15 protein-coding genes and 1 pseudogene are annotated in these 19309 nt (G+C 47.7%); 6 read left to right on the top strand and 10 right to left on the bottom strand.

What is annotated here, in order from left to right:
* Positions 1–114: 114 nt before the first annotated feature.
* Positions 115–552 (top strand): Hsp20 family protein, encoded by a 438-nt coding sequence (locus tag DPF93_RS16865; protein WP_075648163.1) that lies wholly within the window; start codon positions 115–117, stop codon positions 550–552.
* Positions 553–665: 113 nt separating this feature from the next.
* On the opposite strand, the gene DPF93_RS16860 is transcribed toward DPF93_RS16865, so the two are convergent.
* The 3 genes from DPF93_RS16860 to glyQ form a co-directional block, all read right to left on the bottom strand.
* Positions 666–1919 (bottom strand): valine--pyruvate transaminase, encoded by a 1254-nt coding sequence (locus DPF93_RS16860; protein WP_114767278.1) that lies wholly within the window; start codon positions 1917–1919, stop codon positions 666–668.
* A gap of 318 nt (positions 1920–2237) precedes the next feature.
* The gene (gene glyS, locus DPF93_RS16855; RefSeq protein ID WP_114767277.1) at positions 2238–4304 is read right to left on the bottom strand and encodes a glycine--tRNA ligase subunit beta; all 2067 of its coding nucleotides are present in this window, start codon (positions 4302–4304) and stop codon (positions 2238–2240) included.
* A 14-nt stretch (positions 4305–4318) separates the two neighbouring features.
* Positions 4319–5236, bottom strand: a complete 918-nt coding sequence (glyQ, locus tag DPF93_RS16850) for a glycine--tRNA ligase subunit alpha (RefSeq protein ID WP_075707150.1) — start codon at positions 5234–5236, stop codon at positions 4319–4321.
* 495 nt (positions 5237–5731) lie between these two features.
* Here glyQ and DPF93_RS16845 point away from each other — a divergent pair, with 495 nt between their 5' ends.
* The 3 genes from DPF93_RS16845 to DPF93_RS16835 all read left to right on the top strand — a co-directional run bounded on the left by DPF93_RS16845 (position 5732) and on the right by DPF93_RS16835 (position 8750).
* Positions 5732–6286 (top strand): TMEM165/GDT1 family protein, encoded by a 555-nt coding sequence (locus DPF93_RS16845; RefSeq protein ID WP_114767276.1) that lies wholly within the window; start codon positions 5732–5734, stop codon positions 6284–6286.
* A 301-nt stretch (positions 6287–6587) separates the two neighbouring features.
* Positions 6588–8261 (top strand): ABC transporter substrate-binding protein, encoded by a 1674-nt coding sequence (locus DPF93_RS16840; protein ID WP_114767275.1) that lies wholly within the window; start codon positions 6588–6590, stop codon positions 8259–8261.
* A 228-nt stretch (positions 8262–8489) separates the two neighbouring features.
* The gene (locus tag DPF93_RS16835; protein ID WP_114767274.1) at positions 8490–8750 is read left to right on the top strand and encodes a hypothetical protein; all 261 of its coding nucleotides are present in this window, start codon (positions 8490–8492) and stop codon (positions 8748–8750) included.
* Between the two features lie 90 nt (positions 8751–8840).
* On the opposite strand, the gene tusA is transcribed toward DPF93_RS16835, so the two are convergent.
* A complete protein-coding gene (gene tusA / locus DPF93_RS16830; RefSeq protein ID WP_114767310.1) occupies positions 8841–9089 on the bottom strand; it encodes a sulfurtransferase TusA in 249 nt (82 codons plus the stop codon).
* Positions 9090–9668: 579 nt separating this feature from the next.
* Between tusA and DPF93_RS16825 the strand changes: the two genes are divergently transcribed.
* On the top strand, positions 9669–10610 hold the full coding sequence (locus DPF93_RS16825; protein WP_114767273.1) for a LysR family transcriptional regulator: 942 nt from the start codon (positions 9669–9671) through the stop codon (positions 10608–10610).
* Positions 10611–10698: 88 nt separating this feature from the next.
* Here DPF93_RS16825 and acuI read toward each other — a convergent pair whose 3' ends face one another.
* From acuI to ilvG, 6 genes are all read right to left on the bottom strand, one after another.
* Complete coding sequence (gene acuI / locus DPF93_RS16820) at positions 10699–11679, bottom strand: acrylyl-CoA reductase (NADPH) (RefSeq protein ID WP_114767272.1); 981 nt, start codon at positions 11677–11679, stop codon at positions 10699–10701.
* A 228-nt stretch (positions 11680–11907) separates the two neighbouring features.
* Positions 11908–13458 (bottom strand): threonine ammonia-lyase, biosynthetic, encoded by a 1551-nt coding sequence (gene ilvA / locus DPF93_RS16815; protein WP_114767271.1) that lies wholly within the window; start codon positions 13456–13458, stop codon positions 11908–11910.
* A 4-nt stretch (positions 13459–13462) separates the two neighbouring features.
* Positions 13463–15304, bottom strand: a complete 1842-nt coding sequence (ilvD, locus tag DPF93_RS16810) for a dihydroxy-acid dehydratase (RefSeq protein ID WP_114767270.1) — start codon at positions 15302–15304, stop codon at positions 13463–13465.
* Between the two features lie 14 nt (positions 15305–15318).
* On the bottom strand, positions 15319–16263 hold the full coding sequence (gene ilvE, locus DPF93_RS16805; RefSeq protein ID WP_114767269.1) for a branched-chain-amino-acid transaminase: 945 nt from the start codon (positions 16261–16263) through the stop codon (positions 15319–15321).
* Between the two features lie 12 nt (positions 16264–16275).
* Complete coding sequence (gene ilvM, locus DPF93_RS16800; protein WP_114767268.1) at positions 16276–16560, bottom strand: acetolactate synthase 2 small subunit; 285 nt, start codon at positions 16558–16560, stop codon at positions 16276–16278.
* Between the two features lies 1 nt (position 16561).
* On the bottom strand, positions 16562–18208 hold the full coding sequence (gene ilvG / locus DPF93_RS16795; RefSeq protein WP_114767267.1) for an acetolactate synthase 2 catalytic subunit: 1647 nt from the start codon (positions 18206–18208) through the stop codon (positions 16562–16564).
* A 490-nt stretch (positions 18209–18698) separates the two neighbouring features.
* Here ilvG and DPF93_RS16790 point away from each other — a divergent pair.
* Positions 18699–19307 (top strand): annotated as a pseudogene (locus DPF93_RS16790) (magnesium chelatase domain-containing protein); the annotation flags it as partial.
* Positions 19308–19309: the final 2 nt, after the last annotated feature.

Raw genomic sequence — 19309 nt, 5'->3', positions numbered from 1 at the left:
TAGGTCAGAGGAATGAATCATCGAATCCCTTAGCTCGGCGCTTTCTTGCATAAATGCGCCATGTGGATGACCCTCATCCGGGCTAAGACTATTGCTTAATAAGAGGATAGGATTATGCGTAATGTAGATTTCTCACCACTATACCGTAATGCAATTGGCTTCGACCGTCTGTTCAACCTGATGGAAGCAAGCTCTGCGAAAAACACTTCTGGCGGTTACCCTCCATACAACATCGAGCAAAAAGACGAGCATAACTACCGTATTACTATGGCGGTGGCAGGCTTTGCTGAAGAGCAGTTAGATCTGACTCAAAACGAAAATATGTTGATTGTTAAAGGTGAGCGTAAAGCGGAAGAAGGTAAAAACTACGTTTACCAAGGCATTGCAGAGCGCGATTTCGAGCGTAAATTCCAATTGGCAGATTACGTGAAAGTTGTTGGGGCTTCAATGGAAAACGGTCTACTTCATATCGATTTAGTTCGCGAAATTCCAGAAGCAATGCAACCACGTAAGATTGCTATCGGTGGCAACAGCCTGATTGAAAATAATTAATCAGATAGCCATACACGGTTATAGAATGAGAAAGAGCGCCAGATGGGCGCTCTTTTTAGTTTTGGATTTCTAAAACCGAGATTCTAAACAGAATAGCCACTTAGCTGGTGAGCCTACTTACCTTCACGATAAGCTTTTACCACTTCTTCTGCGATAATCGCGATACCTTTTTGCATCATCTCATCGTCTTGCACGTAGTTCATACGCAAGCATTGGTGAGCGTGGTCCCAGTCGCCTTCTTGACCAATAAAGAAGTATTCTCCCGGAACAATCAGAACCGCACGCGCTTTCAGGCGCTTATACAGTTCCATAGTGGTAATTGGCAGTTCATCAAACCACAGCCACAAGAAGATCGCCCCTTCCGGCTTATGAATTTTAAAGCGAGGATCTGTGATGGCTTGTTGCAGCAGCTCAACCGCACGCAGCGCTTTTTGGCGATAAAAAGGTTTAATCACCTCAGTGCTGAGTTTAAGCAGATCACCATTTTCAATCATATGGTTAGCGTAAGCGGGACCAACACTGCTCGGTGCTAAGCTAATAATGCCATTCATATTGGTCATCGCTTCGGTGATCGCTTCGCTGGCAATCACAATCCCACATCGCACACCGGGCAAACCAAGTTTCGATAGGCTCATACACAAAATGGTGTTGTCATTCCAAAACGGTTCGACATCTTCAAAGATGATGTTCGGGAACGGTAAGCCGTAGGCGTTATCGATGATCAGTGGAATATTATGCTGGCGTGCCAGTTTATCCAGCTTATGGATCTCTTCATCGGTCAGGACATTGCCGGTTGGGTTGGTTGGGCGTGATGCACAGATTGCGGCGATAGAGTCATCGATGGTTAGCTGTTCAAAGTCGACATGGTATTTAAATAGACCATCATCAAGTAGCTCTATCTCCGGATGGTAAGAGACGAAGATATCTTCATCGATACCTGCATCACCGTAGCCGATGTATTCCGGCGCCAGTGGTAGCAGGATTTTCTTGTGTGACCCGTTTGGTTGTTTGCCCGCTAACAAGTTAAACAGATAGAAGAAGCCGCTTTGGCTGCCATTGGTTAGGCTGATGTTCTTTTCGCTGATATCCCAGCCATAAGTCTGTTTAAGTAAGTTAGCCAGTGCTTTCACAAAGCTGTCTTTGCCCTGAGGACCATCATAGTTGGCGAGGGCGGCGACCAGTTCGCCATTGGCGAGCATTTTCTCACTGGCTTGATGAAAGTAGTCGAGCATGGCAGGAATGGCGGCTGGGTTGCCCCCTCCGAGCATGATGGCGCCTGGTGTGCGCAGACCATCATTCAAATCGTCCATTAACTGCGTGATACCGGAATACTGATTAAATTTTTCACCAAATTTTGAGAATTGCATGCTTTGTTAGACCTAGTACATTGTGTTTGCTTTCATGTGTATGGCGTCAGTACATTGCTGACGAATCGAGTAATCCTTGAACATACCGCAATGGCTTTGAGACGCAAAGCACAAATTTGCACAAGATAAGAGAAAAGTGCTTTTCTCTGCTTATAGATAGTCTAGTTAGAAACTATTTAATCAAACCAAGCTTAATAAGCATGAAATACGGGAGAGGAAATGAATGCGGATTGGCTGGTGGTCGTAAGCAATAAAAAAGGGAAGCCATTGGCTTCCCTTTTGCTATCTTAGCGATCGGCTCTCAATTCTTGGAGTCGATTACTTTTGCAGTAATGAGATATCTGCGATCTGTAGGAACAGGTTACGTAGGTTGTTCAGTAGCGTTAGACGGTTCGTCTTCAGCGCTTCATCATCTGCCATAACCATTACGTTGTCGAAGAACGCATCAACCGGCTCACGAAGGTCTGCTAGCTTGCTTAGTGCTTCTTGGTAGTTACCGGTTGCAAATGCTGGTTCCAGCGCTTCAGTCATCACTTCCACGTTTTCAGCCAGTACTTTTTCCGCATCTTCTTGCAGTAACGCAAGGTCGATTTCTGCGGCTAGCTCGCCATCGAATTTCGCTAGGATGTTACCTACACGTTTGTTCGCCGCTGCCAGTGCTTCTGCCGCTTCCAGTTCACGGAAGTGAGAAACCGCTTTAACACGTTGGTCAAAGTCAGCTGGTTTAGTTGGACGACGTGCCAATACCGCTTGAATGATGTCAACGCTAAAACCTTCATCTTGGTACCATGCACGGAAACGACCAAGCATAAACTCAATCACTTCTTGCTCAACGTTGTCGTTAGTTAAACGCTCGCCGAACAGTGACTTCGCCTTCGCTACTAGGTCTACTAGGTCTAGGTTGTAACCGTATTCAACGATAATACGCAGTACACCTAGAGATGCGCGGCGCAGTGCAAATGGGTCAGAACCTTTTGGCGCTTGACCGATACCGAAGATACCGACGATAGTGTCTAGCTTGTCTGCCATAGCAACCGCTGCTGATACACCGTTTGATGGTAGGTCATCACCAGCGAAACGAGGCATGTATTGCTCGTTCAGTGCCACTGCTACTTCTTCCGCTTCACCGTCATGGCGAGCGTAGTGCATGCCCATAACACCTTGAGTATCGGTAAATTCGAATACCATTGATGTCATTAGGTCACATTTTGCTAGCAGACCTGCGCGTTTTGATTTCTCAACGTCCGCACCGATTTGCTCAGCAATGTAGCCAGCCAGTTCAGTGATGCGATCGGTTTTGTCTTTGATGGTGCCAAGTTGCTGTTGGAAAATCGCGTTTTCTAGCATTGGCAGACGATCGACTAGCTTGCTCTTACGGTCAGTGTTGAAGAAGAACTCAGCATCAGCAAGACGTGGACGAACCACTTTCTCGTTACCTTCAATCACGTAACGAGGCTCTTTCGATTCAATGTTAGACACGAAGATGAAGTTAGGTAGTAGCTTCTTGTTTTCATCGTAAACTGGGAAGTACTTTTGGTCGCCTTTCATGGTGTAAACCAATGCTTCAGCCGGCACTTTCAGGAACTCTTCTTCGAACTTAGCGGTTAGTACCACTGGCCATTCAACCAGAGAAGTCACTTCTTCGACTAGGTCATCTTCTAGATCAGCGATACCGCCGATTGCCGCTGCCGCTTTTTGTGCGTCAGCAAGAATGATAGCTTTACGCGCTTCGTAATCTGCCATCACTTTACCGCGCTCTTCTAGAAGTGCCGGGTATTGCTCTGCAGAATCGATAGTGAACTCGCGCTCACCCATAAAGCGGTGACCACGGATAACGCGATCAGAAGCTACGCCTAGGATTTCACCTTGAATAAGGTCGCTACCCATTAGCATCGTGAGTGTTTTTACTGGGCGGATAAACTGAGTCGTTTTGTTGCCCCAACGCATAGGTTTTGCAATTGGCAGACCTGCTAGCGCTTTTGCTGCTAGTTCAACCACGATATCCGCAGTTGGTTGGCCTTTTACTTCTTGTTTGAACAGTAGCCATTCGCCTTTGTCCGTTACCATGCGTTCAGCTTGTTCAACGGTGATACCACAACCACGTGCCCAACCTTGAGCGGCTTTGGTTGCGTTACCTTCTGCATCAAATGCTGCAGATACCGCAGGACCACGTTTTTCAACGATCTTGTCTGCTTGGTTTTCTGCCAGTGCTGCCACTTTAAGCGCGAGACGACGAGGTGCTGCGTACCATTTTACGCCTTCGTGCGTTAGCTCAGCACCTTTCAGTTCAGCTTCAAAGTTTGCTGCGAATGCTTCAGCCAGAGTGCGAAGTTGCGTTGGTGGCAGTTCTTCAGTACCTAGCTCGATTAGAAATTCTTTTGCCATGTTCTTACTACCCCTTACGCTTGTTCTTTTTTACACATTGGGAAGCCTAGTGCTTCACGCGATGCGTAGTATGCTTCTGCTACTGACTTAGTCAGGTTACGGATGCGCAGGATGTAGCGTTGACGTTCAGTTACTGAGATTGCTTTGCGAGCATCCAGTAGGTTAAACGCGTGTGCTGCTTTTAGAATGCGCTCGTATGCAGGAAGCGGAAGCGGCGTTTCAAGTGCAAGTAGGTTTTGACACTCTTTCTCACACTGTTCAAAGAAACCAAATAGGAAATCTACGTCAGCGTGTTCAAAGTTGTAAGTTGATTGCTCAACTTCGTTTTGGTGGAAGATATCACCGTAAGTAACCTTGCTGCCATCTGGCGCAATGTTCCAAGTGAGATCGTAAACAGAGTCTACTTCTTGGATGTACATTGCTAGACGCTCGATACCGTAAGTGATTTCACCGGTAACGGGTTTACATTCAAGACCGCCAACTTGTTGGAAGTAAGTAAACTGAGTTACTTCCATACCGTTTAGCCATACTTCCCAGCCTAGACCCCATGCGCCTAGTGTTGGGTTTTCCCAGTTGTCTTCCACGAAACGAATGTCGTGTACTAGTGGGTCAATACCAAGTACTTCTAGAGAACCTAGGTACAACTCTTGGATATTGTCTGGTGATGGTTTTAGCGCTACTTGGAATTGGTAGTAGTGCTGTAGACGGTTAGGGTTTTCACCGTAACGACCATCAGTTGGACGACGAGAAGGTTGTACGTAAGCTGTAGACATTGGCTCTGGGCCAAGCGCTCGTAGACAGGTCATTGGATGAGAGGTACCCGCACCCACTTCCATATCTAGCGGTTGAACAATGGTGCAACCATTTTGAGCCCAATAATCCTGCAGCGCGAGGATCATTCCCTGGAAGGTTTTGATATCGTATTTTTGCATAAGTCGTTTCGCGCGATTCTCTAATTACTCGCATGGCATCTTGGGTGAGGTTTGCGACCTCAGCACTGACGTTTGGGAGTAATGACGGTTGAATAAAATAACAATCAAGTATACCCAGATATTGTACGTGGGAGTAGAGCTAATCTTGCTTATTTCATAGCCAGACTGGCTAAGTTTGCCTAATTATCGACATATTTGGCTATTTGAGCGCAAAATTGCCTTCTACAGGTGATTTTTGCTTACAAAACGGTACTTGAGCATCGGCGCGTGGATGGTTAGAATTGCGCCGTCTTTGGGGAGTAGCTTACTTAAATCACCGTCTGGTGAGTGAGTTTGTTCGTCAACATAATTGGTGCAAAATCACCATGGCGTCCAAGACTTGCCACCCTTGGCAAGTTTAGCAAGACCTTAGACAAATCATCACGAACCGGGGTGGGGCGTGAGGTTTGTCTATGGTTATAAAAACTATAATCCCCGCCTCGCAATGAGCATGTTGTGAGTGTATTAGCACTATCTTTAACTACGGTTGCGATCGCTGAGATCGGCGACAAAACCCAGCTATTGTCGCTGGTTCTTGCCAGTCGTTATCGTAAACCGATTCCAATTATCCTCGCGATTCTCTTCGCGACCTTAGCAAATCATGCTTTAGCCGCTTGGTTAGGCGTTGTGATTGCCGATTACCTTTCACCAGATATTCTGCGTTGGGTTGTGACGATTAGCTTTCTGTTGATGGCTGGCTGGGTATTGATCCCAGATAAGCTTGATGACGAGCAAACTTATTGTGGCAAAAGCGCTTTTGTGACCAGTTTTGTTGCGTTCTTTATCGCTGAAATTGGCGATAAAACTCAGATCGCTACCTCTATTTTGGGCGCGCAATATGCTGATGCACTGATGATGGTGATTGTCGGTACCACGCTCGGCATGATGGTCGCTAATGTGCCGGTGGTGCTCATGGGTAAGATGTCTGCGGATAAGCTTCCTTTGGCACTGATTCGCAAGATCAGCGCGGTGCTCTTCTTTGCGCTTGCCATCGCGGCTGCGTTTTTTTAACGCTAGCGGATCAGGTTGTGCGAGTTGAGCAGAATTTTAATCGACTCGCATTTTCCTTTTCTTGTTGAATCGGACGAGATCATTTCGGTATGTGGTAATTTTCTAACAAGATGGCAGATTATTTTCGACTCAGTTCGAGGTTGTGACGGTTCGCTGTGACAAAGCGACGTTTCTGGTAGGTCAAACTTACCTCTGCTGTTAATAATAATATAAATACCTGTTTTGCAATACGTTTTAGGTGTGTTGCTGCTGTGGGTGTAACTGGTTATTTTGTGTTCGTCTCTATTGATAAGGTAACGTCATGAAAACAACTTTACTCTCAGCAGTGATTGCATCGGCTTTGACGCTCTCTGCTCAATCTGCACTAGCGGCAGATGTCGATAATATGTCGCAACTCACCATCATTCCTAACCACAATGCGTCGTTGATCCGTAACTTCAACCCGTATGCGGTCTCTCGTTTGCACACCGCGCGTGATTTTATCTTTGAACCGCTGGTGGTGTTTAATGAGCTAAAAGGCAATATTCCCAACTTCCGTTTGGCGACCAATTACGAAATGAGTAATGACCTGCTCAGCATAACCTTTGATTTGCGCGAAGGGGTGAAGTGGTCAGATGGTGAAACTTTTGATGCGGATGATGTGGTATTTACTTTTAATCTCGTCACCGCTAACCCAAATATTGATGACCGTGGTATCAGCAGCAAAATCAAATCGGTTGAGAAGCTTGGGCAGTACCAAGTGCGTTTCCACTTATTGGAAGTGAACACCAACATCAGTTATGAAATCGCGCTAGTCCCTGTGGTTCCTGAGCATCAATGGAAATCGGTAGAAGATCCGGCTGCATTTACCAACCCAAATCCTATCGGTACAGGACCGTTTACAGAACTGCCGCAATTTACCTCAACACTATTTCTGCAGTGTCGTAACCCGAACTATTGGGATAATGACAACCTAGACGTGGATTGCTTGCGTATTCCGCAAATGAACCACAACGACCAAGTTCTGGGTGAACTTATTAACTCACGTATCGACTGGGCTGGTTCATTTGTCCCGGATATTGATGAGACCTTCTTAAAAGCGTCACCGGATCATGGTTACTGGTTCCCACCAGCAGGCACTCAAGCGTTTGTATTTAACTATGCGGCGAAAGATAGCGTGAAACAGGAAGTGTTGAGCGATATTGAGTTCCGCCGTGCTTTCTCCATGGCACTGGATCGTCAAACGCTGATTGATATTGCCAACTATGGTAATGCGGTGTTGAACGATTTTGCGTCTGGCTTAGGCTATGCGTTTGAAACTTGGTCAGATGAAACGGTGCACAATAAGTACAAGCCATTTATGACCTACTCGCCAGAAAAAGCTAAAGCGCTTTTGGCACAAGCAGGTTACAAAGATACCAATGGCGATGGCTTTGTTGAGTCACCATCGGGGGCAGAGTTTGAGTTATCGATCCAATCACCACAAGGTTGGACAGACTTTAACAATACCGTGATGTTGGCAGTTGAGCAGTTAGCGGAAGTGGGCATTCATGCCAAAGCACGTACGCCAGATTTCTCGATTTACAACAAAGGCATGATCAACGCTGATTACGATATTGCTTACACCAACTATTTCCATGGTCCAACGCCACATACCTACTGGGATAGCGGTTATCACTCACGTCTGCAGTCGTCAGAAGGCATGCCACGCTTTGCGATGCACCATTGGAAAAATGCGGATCTAGATAAGTTGTTGGATAGCTTCTACAAAACCGCAGATAGCCAAGAGCAGCGTAAGATTGCGCACTCAATTCAAGCTTTGATTGCAGAGAACCAAGTGACGGTGCCTGTACTGTCAGGTCCGAACTTCTACCAATACAACACTAAGCGCTTTACGGGCTGGTGGACTAAAGACAATCCCAAAGGTCGTCCTATGATTTGGGAAGGCACGCCAGAGCGTCTGTTGCATGTGCTTGATCTCAAGCCACGCAGTTAAGTTTACCTAACTCGAATCAGGCTCTAATCTTGTGGTTAGAGCCTTTTTTGAACGGTGGCGTGGGCGGCGTGTTTATTACTTAAAATAGTGCCAGTTTTCAATTAGTCACAGAATTTGAGCCAGTTCAAACTCCCAAGCAAAATCGGCATATAGCGTGACCGGTGACATATAAGTGTCATGTTTGTCATGCTAATTTAATCTTAACCATTAGTGGTGGAGGGCAAGAGTATGCTGACACGTTATATGGGGATGTCCCCGAAGAGTCAAAGCTATCTATTCACCTTTGGGTTAGCTTTAACCCTACTCGGTATGGTGTTAACGGATATGTGGCTACCTATGGTAGCGGGTGCGATTGTTTTAGCGGGTTTAACCGTCGAAGCTTGGATTCGTGTGGCGCACATTATCCCGATGCATGAAGAGATGCGCTCAATGCAACAGCAAATCCGCAAGCTACAGGCGGAAGTGCGAACCCTCGAATATGATGAATAAACAAAACGGCAGCCAGAGGCTGCCGTTTTTCATTTCAGTGCGAAATGACACTCAATGTGCTCTGGTTTAAATCAGAGCTGGGGTGTCATTTTAGTTTAACCCTTTCTTAATAAGGTACTGGTAGGGCAAGGTTTCTGTTTGCGCGCCTATCAGTTGGTGATCCATAAAGCGACAAAAGCTTGGGATATCACGAGTAGTCGAAGGATCATCCGCTTTCACTAGCAGTACATCACCTTCTTGCATGTTACGAATTGTCTTCCTGACCATCATTACTGGCTCTGGGCAGCGTAGTCCTTCTGCTTCTAACGTATGCGTAGCCTGTTCTGGATTGAATGTCATGGTCATCACTTCATTGCCTTTTGAGGCGGTTGATAATACTAGTGGAGAAAAAATATTCAATAATCACTTGGCAAAATGATCATTTTGTTTTAATTTAATTAACAAGTTGGTAACAAAATCATTTCAACACCAATTCATAGCCAGTTTGACCGACCTGCTTGGATTGATACAGAGAAGCTTTTGTTAAGTACTCTTGGACTTTAGCTTAGGTCAACAAGAGCAAAACCACTCGCGACACATCTTGGCTGTAATTGTAGGGATTTGAGTCAACAAGCGCTAGAGGGAAAGCTTTTGAGAGAGTACAAACCGACCAATGTATGTTGAAAGAGACATCTTCCAAACACATTCCGACACTATCCCCAGTTTTCTTGGGCTTCCCCGCCGAAAGGCGGGATTTTTTTTGCCTGCTATTTATTCATCCCACCGCAAGATTTGTTACGTCGGTTTATTTGCCTTTCGTGATTCGAGTGTTAAGTGCGATTCGATATTTAAGGCGTTGAAGCAAATGCGGGACGAGTAGCGCAATGTTGCCAAGGGATATAGTACACTTACTCCATTACTCGTGTTTGGAACCCTTGCGTGGAATTAGAAGAGATTTATCGCCGTGATTTGAATTTGTTAGTGGCGCTGCGTGTGTTAATTGAAGAGTGCAGTGTGAGCAAAGCGGCAACGAGACTGAATTTAAGCCAATCGGCGATGAGTCGTGTGTTGGGGCGTTTGCGCAGCTTGCTCAATGACCCGCTCTTTACCCGACAAGGTCAACACCTGATCCCGACGGAAAAGGCGTTAGAAATTGATGCACAGCTTGGCGTGCCACTCGAGTCTTTGCGTCAGTTACTGGCGCCGGCAGAATTTGATCCACGCAGCTGCGAGCAGACGTTTACCATCGCGACCACGGATTACGCGATGCAGACTATTTTACCGTTCGCCATCCCGAGAATTTATCAAGAAGCGCCATTGGTGTCGCTCAACTTTATTCCACTGCACCATGATCGCTTAGGCGATCAGTTGACTTACGAAGGGGCAGATTTAGCCATTTGCCGTCCGATTGGACCGGTTGAGCCGCTGCGCAGTGAAGTGATTGGGCGCGTTGGTGTGTTTTGCTTGCTCTCTAAGCACCATCCGCTAGCGGATAAAGAGATGAGCCTTGATGATTATCTCAGCTACCCGCATGCAATGATTGCCGTCAGTGATGGGGTAAAAGCGCTGATAGAGCAAGCGTTGGTGGATCTGCCGCAACGTCGAATGGTGCTTAGGGCTTATCACCTTGAAGCGGCGCTGGCGATTGTCGATACCATGCCGCTGATTATTACTGTTCCGGCTGACTTAGCTTATTTGGTGTCTGAGCGTTATGACTTAGTCGTTAAACCATTGCCATTTCATTTTACGCCCTTTGATTACTCGCTGATTTGGCATCCTCGTTGTGAGCATTCTCCGGCACAGGAATGGATTCGTGGCGTGTTACGTGAAGAGTGTAGCCGTTTGATTGCCAAGCGGATTGAAGATATGGGATTAGACTAATTTTCTACGTCCAACTCGACGTTCAACCGCGATTGAATCGATACAAAAAGAGCCAGCATTGCTGGCTCTTAATTCTTCTCGCTAAGCGTTATAGCTTAATCACGACACGACCAGTAACTTGACCGTTAGTGATGTCTTCGGCGTATTTTGGCGCTTCTTCTAGCGTTGCTTCAGTACACGCTTGCTCGAAGTAGCTGTCAGGTAGTAGCTCAACCAATTTTTCCCATGCTGCGATACGTTTTTCAGTTGGGCAGCTTACTGAGTCGACACCTTGTAGGCGCACGTTACGTAGAATAAATGGCATCACAGTGGTTGGTAGGTCGAAACCACCCGCTAGACCACATGCCGCTACTGCGCTGTTGTAATCCATTTGTGCGAGTACTTTTGCTAGCACTTTGCTACCTACGGTATCCACAGCACCTGCCCAAACTTGTTTTTCAAGTGGACGTGCTGGCTCTTCAAACTCAACGCGGTCGATGATGCGGCTAGCGCCTAGTTTTTCTAGTAGTGGGCCGTTTTGCTCGACACGACCAGTGACAGCTGCCACTTTGTAACCTAGTTGAGCAAGTAGGGTTACTGCTACTGAACCTACGCCACCACTTGCGCCAGTGACAAGAATTTCACCTGCTTCTGGTTTGATGCCCGCATCAAGCAGTGCTTGTACACATAGCATGGCAGTAAAGCCTGCTGTACCCACCATCATTGCTTTTTTGCCGTCGAAACCTTTTGGTAGTGGTACTAGCCAATCTGCGTTTAGACGTGCACGCTGCGCCATGCCGCCCCAGTGGTTTTCACCCACGCCCCAACCTGTAAGAACCACTTCATCACCTGCTTGGTAACGAGCGTCGTCAGAGCTAACAACTTTACCCGCTAGGTCGATACCTGGAACCATAGGGAAGTTACGGATGATTTTGCCTTTACCTGTGATCGCCAAACCATCTTTGTAGTTTAGTGATGAGTAATCAACGTCGATAAGAACGTTACCTTCCGGTAGTTGTGCTTCGTCGATCTGCTCGATTGAAGCGATAGTGCGTTTGTCTTCTTGATTTAGGATTAGAGCGTTAAACATAGGGATCTCCGCATAATGCAGCAAATGAATAGTGCAGCAAATAAACTGTTCTAAATTCTACCCACACAGTGTAGTCGGGTTATGGCTATGACAAAAATGAAACTTTAGCATTAATATTATGTATTAAATGCATTAATTCCAAAGAATCAGTATTTTAACCATAGAACAAAGCCAGTCTTACGACTGGCTTTAGGTCAAAACTAAGAGCTTGCTCAATAGATATCGAGGTTAACGCGGTGAAGATAAGAAGAATTGATAAGACGGGTTATCGGTTTCATCTTTGCATTGATAGCCGAGTTCTCTTAGATGGGCAGAAAAACGGGTTAAATCGCTGTCTGCCAGTTCAAAACCACACAGTACGCGACCATAGTCAGCGCCGTGGTTGCGGTAATTGAACAGGCTGATATTCCAATGCGTACCTAGCGTGCTTAAGAACTTCAGCAGTGCACCTGGGTATTCCGGGAACTCAAAACTGTATAAACGCTCTTGCAGCGGCTTAGATGGTTTACCACCAATCATGTAGCGCACGTGCAGTTTTGCCATTTCATCATCAGAGAGATCGACCACTGGGTAGCCGCCACTGCGCAGATCTTGAATGATGTGCTCAAGCTCTTCTTGTCCACCATTAAGACGCACACCGACAAAGATATTAGCAAGGGCGTCATCGTTATAGCGGTAGTTAAACTCAGTTACCGCACGACCACCAATCAGATTGCAGAACTCAAAGAAAGCACCTTGACGCTCGGGGATAGTCACCGCTAAGAGACCTTCGCGTTTTTCACCCAGCTCGCAGCGTTCAGAGACGTAACGCAATCCATGGAAGTTGGTATTGGCACCAGATAACACCGTACCCAGTTGCTTGCCACGCAGTTGGTTTTGCTCGGCAAACTTTTTCAACCCTGCCAGCGCAAGCGCCCCAGAAGGCTCGGCAATCGCTCGGGTATCTTCAAAGATATCTTTGACCGCTGAGCAGATCTCATCACTTGAGACGGTGATGTGTCCATCAAGGTACTTGTCACACAGACGGAAGGTCTCTTCACCAATACGCTTAACGGCGACACCATCGGCAAACATGCTGACTTGGTCAATTACCACAGGTTCACCGGCATCAAGCGCGGCTTTCAGGCACGCAGAATCTTCCGGCTCAACCGCAATGACTTTGATTTCTGGCATCAATTGTTTAACCAGTACCGCAACACCTGCCGCTAAACCACCGCCGCCGACTGGAACGAAGATGTAATCTAGGTGACCATTTTGCTGCAGCATTTCCATGCCAATCGTACCTTGCCCAGCAATCACTAACGGGTGATCAAATGGCGGGACAAAGGTGTAACCGCACTCTTGGGCTAAACGCTCTGCTTCGGCTTTGGCTTCATCAAAGTTATTGCCGTGCAGCACCACATTGCCACCAAAACCGCGCACCGCTTCGACTTTGATATCGGGGGTGGTTTTCGGCATCACAATGGTGGTTTTAATGCCAAGCTTAGTGCCAGATAGCGCCATGCCTTGTGCGTGGTTACCGGCTGAGGCCGCAATGACCCCTGCCGCTTTTTGCCCATCGCTAAGACTGGAAACCATATTGTAAGCGCCGCGCAGTTTAAAAGAGTGGACCGGTTGGCGGTCCTCTCGCTTGAGTTGCACTTGGTTACCGATACGAGCAGACAGTCTTGGCATCGCTTGTAGCGGCGTGACGATTGCTACCTCGTAAACCGGAGCGCGCAGCACTTGGCGCAGATAATCTGCGCCAGATTGTTTATGTTCGCCAACGGAGTCACTCATGGTTTTACCCCTCAAGTTTACTCTTATCGCGCACCGCACCTTTGTCTGCGCTGGTTGCCATGCTGGCGTACGCTTTAAGCGCAAACGAGACTTCGCGTTCACGGGAAACGGGTTTCCAGCCTAGCTTGTCTTGCTCTTGGCGACGTTCAGCAAGTTCTTGTTCATCGATCTCTAGTGAGATTGTTCGGTTCGGGATATCAATCGCAATGATATCGCCTTGGCGAACCAAACCAATGGCACCACCATTTGCCGCTTCTGGCGAAGCGTGACCGATAGATAGCCCCGAGGTACCGCCAGAGAAGCGACCGTCAGTTAATAGCGCACACTCTTTACCCAGTCCCATCGACTTAAGGTAAGTGGTTGGGTAGAGCATCTCTTGCATGCCAGGACCGCCTTTCGGTCCTTCGTAGCGAATCACCACTACATCACCGGCTTTGACTTTGCCACCTAAGATGCCATCGACTGCATCCTCTTGGCTTTCAAATACCACAGCAGGACCGGTGAATTTTAGAATGCTTTCATCCACGCCAGCCGTTTTAACGATACAGCCATCTAGTGCAATATTGCCTTTGAGTACCGCAAGACCGCCATCTTGGCTAAAGGCATTTTCTTTGGTGCGAATACAGCCTTCTGCGCGATCATCGTCCAACGTATCCCAACGGCAATCTTGCGAGAAAGCTTGAGTGGTGCGAATGCCGGCCGGACCTGCGCGGTAGAAGCTTTTTACTTCGGCGGAGTCCGTTAGCATGATGTCGTATTGTGCTAACTGCTCTTCCCAAGTTAGCCCAAGTACGGTTTTTGATTGGTTGTGCAGTAGACCTGCGCGATCGAGTTCGCCTAAGATACCGACCACACCACCAGCGCGGTGAACATCTTCCATATGGTATTTCTGTGTCGATGGTGCCACTTTGCACAAGTGTGGCACAAGACGTGACATACGGTCGATATCGGTCATGTCGAAGTCCACTTCACCTTCTTGCGCGGCAGCAAGCAAGTGTAGAACCGTGTTGGTTGAGCCGCCCATAGCAATATCTAGCGCCATCGCGTTTTCAAACGCATCTTTTGTCGCGATATTGCGTGGCAGTGCACTTGCATCATCTTGCTCGTAGTAGCGCTTGGTTAGTTCAACAATGCGTTTACCAGCATTGATAAACAGCTCTTTACGATCGGCGTGGGTCGCAAGCAGTGAGCCATTGCCTGGTTGTGACAGACCTAGCGCTTCCGTTAAACAGTTCATCGAGTTGGCCGTAAACATACCAGAACATGAACCACAGGTTGGGCAAGCTGAGCGCTCAATTTGTTCGCTTTGCTCATCAGAGACGTTTGGATCGGCACCTTGGATCATCGCATCAACCAGATCGAGTTTGATGATTTGATCAGAAAGCTTGGTTTTACCCGCTTCCATAGGACCACCAGAAACAAAGATCACTGGAATATTCAGGCGCATTGACGCCATTAGCATTCCCGGTGTGATTTTGTCACAGTTGGAGATGCACACCATGGCATCGGCACAGTGCGCGTTAACCATGTATTCAACCGAATCGGCGATCAGTTCGCGCGATGGCAGTGAATACAGCATGCCGCCGTGACCCATGGCGATACCATCATCAACCGCAATGGTATTAAATTCTTTGGCAATCCCGCCGGCTTGTTCGATTTCTGCTGCCACCAGCTGACCAAGGTCTTTTAGATGTACGTGACCTGGTACAAATTGGGTAAATGAGTTCACTACGGCGATGATTGGTTTACCGAAATCTTCGTCTTTTACTCCCGTTGCGCGCCAAAGCGCACGTGCGCCAGCCATGTTGCGTCCGTGGGTGGTGGTGGCTGAACGGTATTTAGGCATATCCTTGTCCTCTACTACTTGGCTGCATCTTGTGGGTAGATGTAATCAAGCCATCCCCACTTATCTTCGGTGGTGCCGTTAAACAGACCAAAGTATGCTTCTTGAATTTGTTTGGTGATTGGACCGCGTTTGCCCGTGCCAATCTCAATTTGGTCAACAGAACTTACCGGTACCACTTCTGCTGCCGTACCTGTCATAAAGATTTCGTCGGCAAGGTAGAGTGCTTCACGAGCAATGTTCGCTTCGCGCACTTCATAACCCATATCGCGCGCCAGAGTCATGATCGAATCACGAGTGATGCCCGGCAGAATTGCGCTGGTGGCTGGTGGAGTAGACAGTACGCCATCTTTAACCACAAAGATGTTCTCACCCGCACCTTCAGAAAGGTAACCATCGACGCTTAGGGCAATGCCTTCGGCATAACCGTGACGACGCGCTTCGCCGCCAACTAATAGTGATGATAGGTAGTTACCACCCGCTTTAGCGGCGGTAGGAATCGTGTTTGGTGCTGAGCGATTCCAGCTAGAAATCATTGCGGCGACGCCATTTTCTAGCGCTTCTTCGCCAAGGTAAGAACCCCATGGGAATGCGGCAATGATCAGTTCCATCTCAGTACCCGCTGGTGGGCAGACGCCAAGACCAACGTTGCCAACAAAGGCAAGTGGACGAATGTAGGCGTTATCGAGTTTGTTCTGACGCAATGTTTCACGCGTGGCTTCCATGATCTGCTCAACTGAGTATGGGATCGGGAAGCGATAAATTTTTGCTGAATCTTTTAGACGTTGTGCGTGCTCACGATGACGGAAGACGATCGGTCCTTTTGGTGTGTTGTAACAGCGCACCCCTTCAAATACAGACGTACCATAATGCATGGCATGAGTGAGGACGTGAACGTTCGCCTCCGCCCAAGGAACCATTTCACCGTTGAACCAAATATAGTCTGCTGTTCTTGTAGCCATTGCTTGCCTTCCTTATGCACAGATTTTTTGTTGGAGGTTGTTATTTGGTAGTTCATCACGGGCGATTTGTGTGACGTCAACAGTGCGAACATCCCAGAGTTTTTCAATTTGATTAGTGATAAATGAGATAGGACGATCGCTATCTACAATGATTTCTACGCTCGCCACGTGACTCTCATGATTTTGCGTGGCGGCGACTTGTTTGATGATAAAACCACGATGGCGGATCACACGTAGAACACGCTCTAGCAAAACTGGCTTATCGTCCGCTTTAATGTCGAGTAAATATCTTTCCATGTTAGGTGTTCTCCAGCATGTCACTGTTTGACGCACCCGGTGGAACGAGTGGCCATACGTTCTCTTCTTCATCAATTAAGACATGAAGTAAGTAAGAAGTTTTGCTTGCTAGCATCTCTTTTAGAGCCGGTTCAACTTCTTCTTTCTTAGTGATGGTTTTACCCGGAATATCAAACGCTTTCGCTAGCGTAATAAAATCAGGGTTATCATCGAGAATGGTTTCACTGTGGCGACCATCAAAAAACAGCGACTGCCATTGGCGCACCATGCCTAAGCGTTGGTTATTCAGTAGCACGATTTTGACTGGGATTTGGCGGCGCTTAAGCGTGCCAAGCTCTTGGATGTTCATCATAAATGAACCATCACCAGTGATGAGAATTGATTGGTCATCAGGACGAGCTACGGCAGCGCCCATCGCTGCAGGCAAACCAAACCCCATAGTGCCAAGACCTGCTGATGTGATGAAGTTTTGTGGTTCACGCGGTTGGATGTGCTGCGCTGCCCACATTTGGTGTTGACCAACATCGGTAGACACGATCGAGCTGTCAGGCATCAAATCAGACAATTGCTTAAGCAAACCGGGAGCGAAAATCAGCTCACCCGGGTGGTCATAGCGCCATTTAAAGCCGCTGCGCAAGCTTTCGCTGTGTTTGACCCACGGCGTAATATCTTGAGTCAGTTCAAGTTGCGGTAGGACAGTGTTGATTTCACCGCGCAGCGGCGCATGAGCATGACGCAGTTTATGGATTTCTGCGGCATCAATATCAATGTGGATAATTTTTGCTGTCGGAGCGAAGGTATCGAGCTTACCCGTCACGCGGTCATCAAAGCGCGCGCCAACCGCAATCAACAAGTCACACTCTTGCACCACTAAGTTGGCAGCTTTAGTGCCATGCATGCCGAGCATGCCAAGATAGTGTGGGTCATGGCGCTCGATAGTACCCAAACCTTTTAAGGTGCTGACAGCTGGCATTGGGTTAAGACGTAGAAACTCGCGTACGGATTGGGTCGCATTGCCAAGTTGTACACCGCCACCTACATACAAAACTGGGCGTGAGCTTTGCGCGAGTAGTTGTTGCGCTTTGGCTATCGCTTCGGCACTGGCTACCGGCATGGCTGGTGGTGTAAAGGGGGGTAAATCGGTAACGGGGGTTTGGGCAAGCTGGACATCTTTAGCGATATCGACAATCACAGGTCCTGGGCGACCAGTTTTCGCCACTTCAAAGGCTTCCGCTAGGGTGGGCGCAAGGTCGTTAATATCGGTGACTAAGTAGCTGTGCTTGGTACAAGAGAGTGACATGCCGATCACATCCATCTCTTGGAACGCGTCGGTGCCGATGTGTGAACTGGCAACCTGACCTGTGATGGCAACAAGTGGTATGGAATCCATAAACGCATCCGCCAGACCTGTCACTAGGTTGGTAGCACCCGGTCCGGATGTTGCCATACATACCGCGACTTCTTGGGTTGAGCGTGCCATACCAATTGCAGCCATGGCGGCGCCTTGTTCATGACGACATAAGATGTGTTCAACGCCGCCATCATAGAGTGCGTCGTAGATGGGCATGATTGCCCCGCCTGGGTAACCAAATACCGTTTTGATGCCTTGTTGCTTTAGTGCGGCAACGACTAACTGTGCACCTGTCATTGTCCGCCTCCTGCGCTACGTGAGTAGCCTTCCTTATGATATTTGCACTTCATGTGCGCTCCCATTCTTCCTGTTACTACCCGTTCGAGTTCCGGTGAATCGAGTAGTCGTTATAATTAAGTTGTTATCTGCGCTGCATAAAAATCATTCAAATTGATTGTAAAAAAACCCCCGGACTTTTCAGTGCGGGGGTTTATCTAATTCTTGGCTTTCTTTCGCCCACTAGACCCCGCGCGATCCGATAATGACCACGATAATCAGGGCAATCAGTGCATGTAAGCGGGCGTTCAGATTCATTATTAATTCTTTACTGTTGTGTTTGCGTAATATGATACGTCTAAATTTACATCACTAGTGGTATCACATATTTCCGTTAATTGACAAGCAAAAACTCATTCTTTTTTCACATTATATCAGCAACTCGCCACGCTATATAACAATGGCGCTATAAAAATAAGCGATTAAATCGGTTGAGTAAATAGGAAGGGATATGGGATTAGCGGTAGTTTATAGCCGAGCGTCAGTAGGGGTAGAAGCGCCGTTGGTTACGGTGGAAGTTCACATCAGTAACGGTATGCCGGGCTTTGCGCTGGTTGGTTTACCCGAAACCACAGTCAAAGAATCGCGCGATCGAGTGCGCAGTGCGATCATCAACTCTCGTTTTGAGTTTCCCGCAAAACGGATCACGGTCAACTTAGCCCCTGCGGATCTGCCCAAAGAGGGGGGGCGGTTTGATTTACCCATCGCACTGGGAATTTTAGCCGCTTCACAGCAAATTCCACTCGAGGCGTTTAAAAACAAAGAATTTGTCGGTGAGCTTGCACTGTCAGGCGCGCTGCGCTCGGTCAAAGGTGTGTTACCGGCAGCTTTAACGGTGCAAAACCAAGGACGCAGTTTGGTGGTGCCGCATGCGAATGGTGACCAAGCGGCATTAGTCGGAAGTGAGGTGCATCATTCTGCGCAAAGCTTGCTAGAAGTGTGCGCCGATCTGTGTGGACAGCAGAAACTGAGCTTACATCAAACCGAGTTAGAGCAAGGTCGCACCGGTTTATCGCGCGATTTACAAGACATCATTGGTCAACAGCAAGGTAAGCGCGCATC

This window comes from Vibrio rhodolitus, assembly GCF_003350325.1.
Classification (GTDB): domain Bacteria; phylum Pseudomonadota; class Gammaproteobacteria; order Enterobacterales; family Vibrionaceae; genus Vibrio; species Vibrio rhodolitus.
The sequence above is the reverse complement of the archived record's forward strand: the minus strand, read 5'-3'. Positions and strand labels throughout refer to the sequence as shown.

Coding starts and splice junctions, on each gene's coding strand:
- DPF93_RS16865 (WP_075648163.1), top strand. CDS start 115: ATGCGTAATGTAGATTTCTCACCACTATACCGTAATGCAATTGGCTTC.
- DPF93_RS16860 (WP_114767278.1), bottom strand. CDS start 1,919: ATGCAATTCTCAAAATTTGGTGAAAAATTTAATCAGTATTCCGGTATC.
- glyS (WP_114767277.1), bottom strand. CDS start 4,304: ATGGCAAAAGAATTTCTAATCGAGCTAGGTACTGAAGAACTGCCACCA.
- glyQ (WP_075707150.1), bottom strand. CDS start 5,236: ATGCAAAAATACGATATCAAAACCTTCCAGGGAATGATCCTCGCGCTG.
- DPF93_RS16840 (WP_114767275.1), top strand. CDS start 6,588: ATGAAAACAACTTTACTCTCAGCAGTGATTGCATCGGCTTTGACGCTC.
- DPF93_RS16835 (WP_114767274.1), top strand. CDS start 8,490: ATGCTGACACGTTATATGGGGATGTCCCCGAAGAGTCAAAGCTATCTA.
- tusA (WP_114767310.1), bottom strand. CDS start 9,089: ATGACATTCAATCCAGAACAGGCTACGCATACGTTAGAAGCAGAAGGA.
- acuI (WP_114767272.1), bottom strand. CDS start 11,679: ATGTTTAACGCTCTAATCCTAAATCAAGAAGACAAACGCACTATCGCT.
- ilvA (WP_114767271.1), bottom strand. CDS start 13,458: ATGAGTGACTCCGTTGGCGAACATAAACAATCTGGCGCAGATTATCTG.
- ilvD (WP_114767270.1), bottom strand. CDS start 15,304: ATGCCTAAATACCGTTCAGCCACCACCACCCACGGACGCAACATGGCT.
- ilvE (WP_114767269.1), bottom strand. CDS start 16,263: ATGGCTACAAGAACAGCAGACTATATTTGGTTCAACGGTGAAATGGTT.
- ilvM (WP_114767268.1), bottom strand. CDS start 16,560: ATGGAAAGATATTTACTCGACATTAAAGCGGACGATAAGCCAGTTTTG.
- ilvG (WP_114767267.1), bottom strand. CDS start 18,208: ATGACAGGTGCACAGTTAGTCGTTGCCGCACTAAAGCAACAAGGCATC.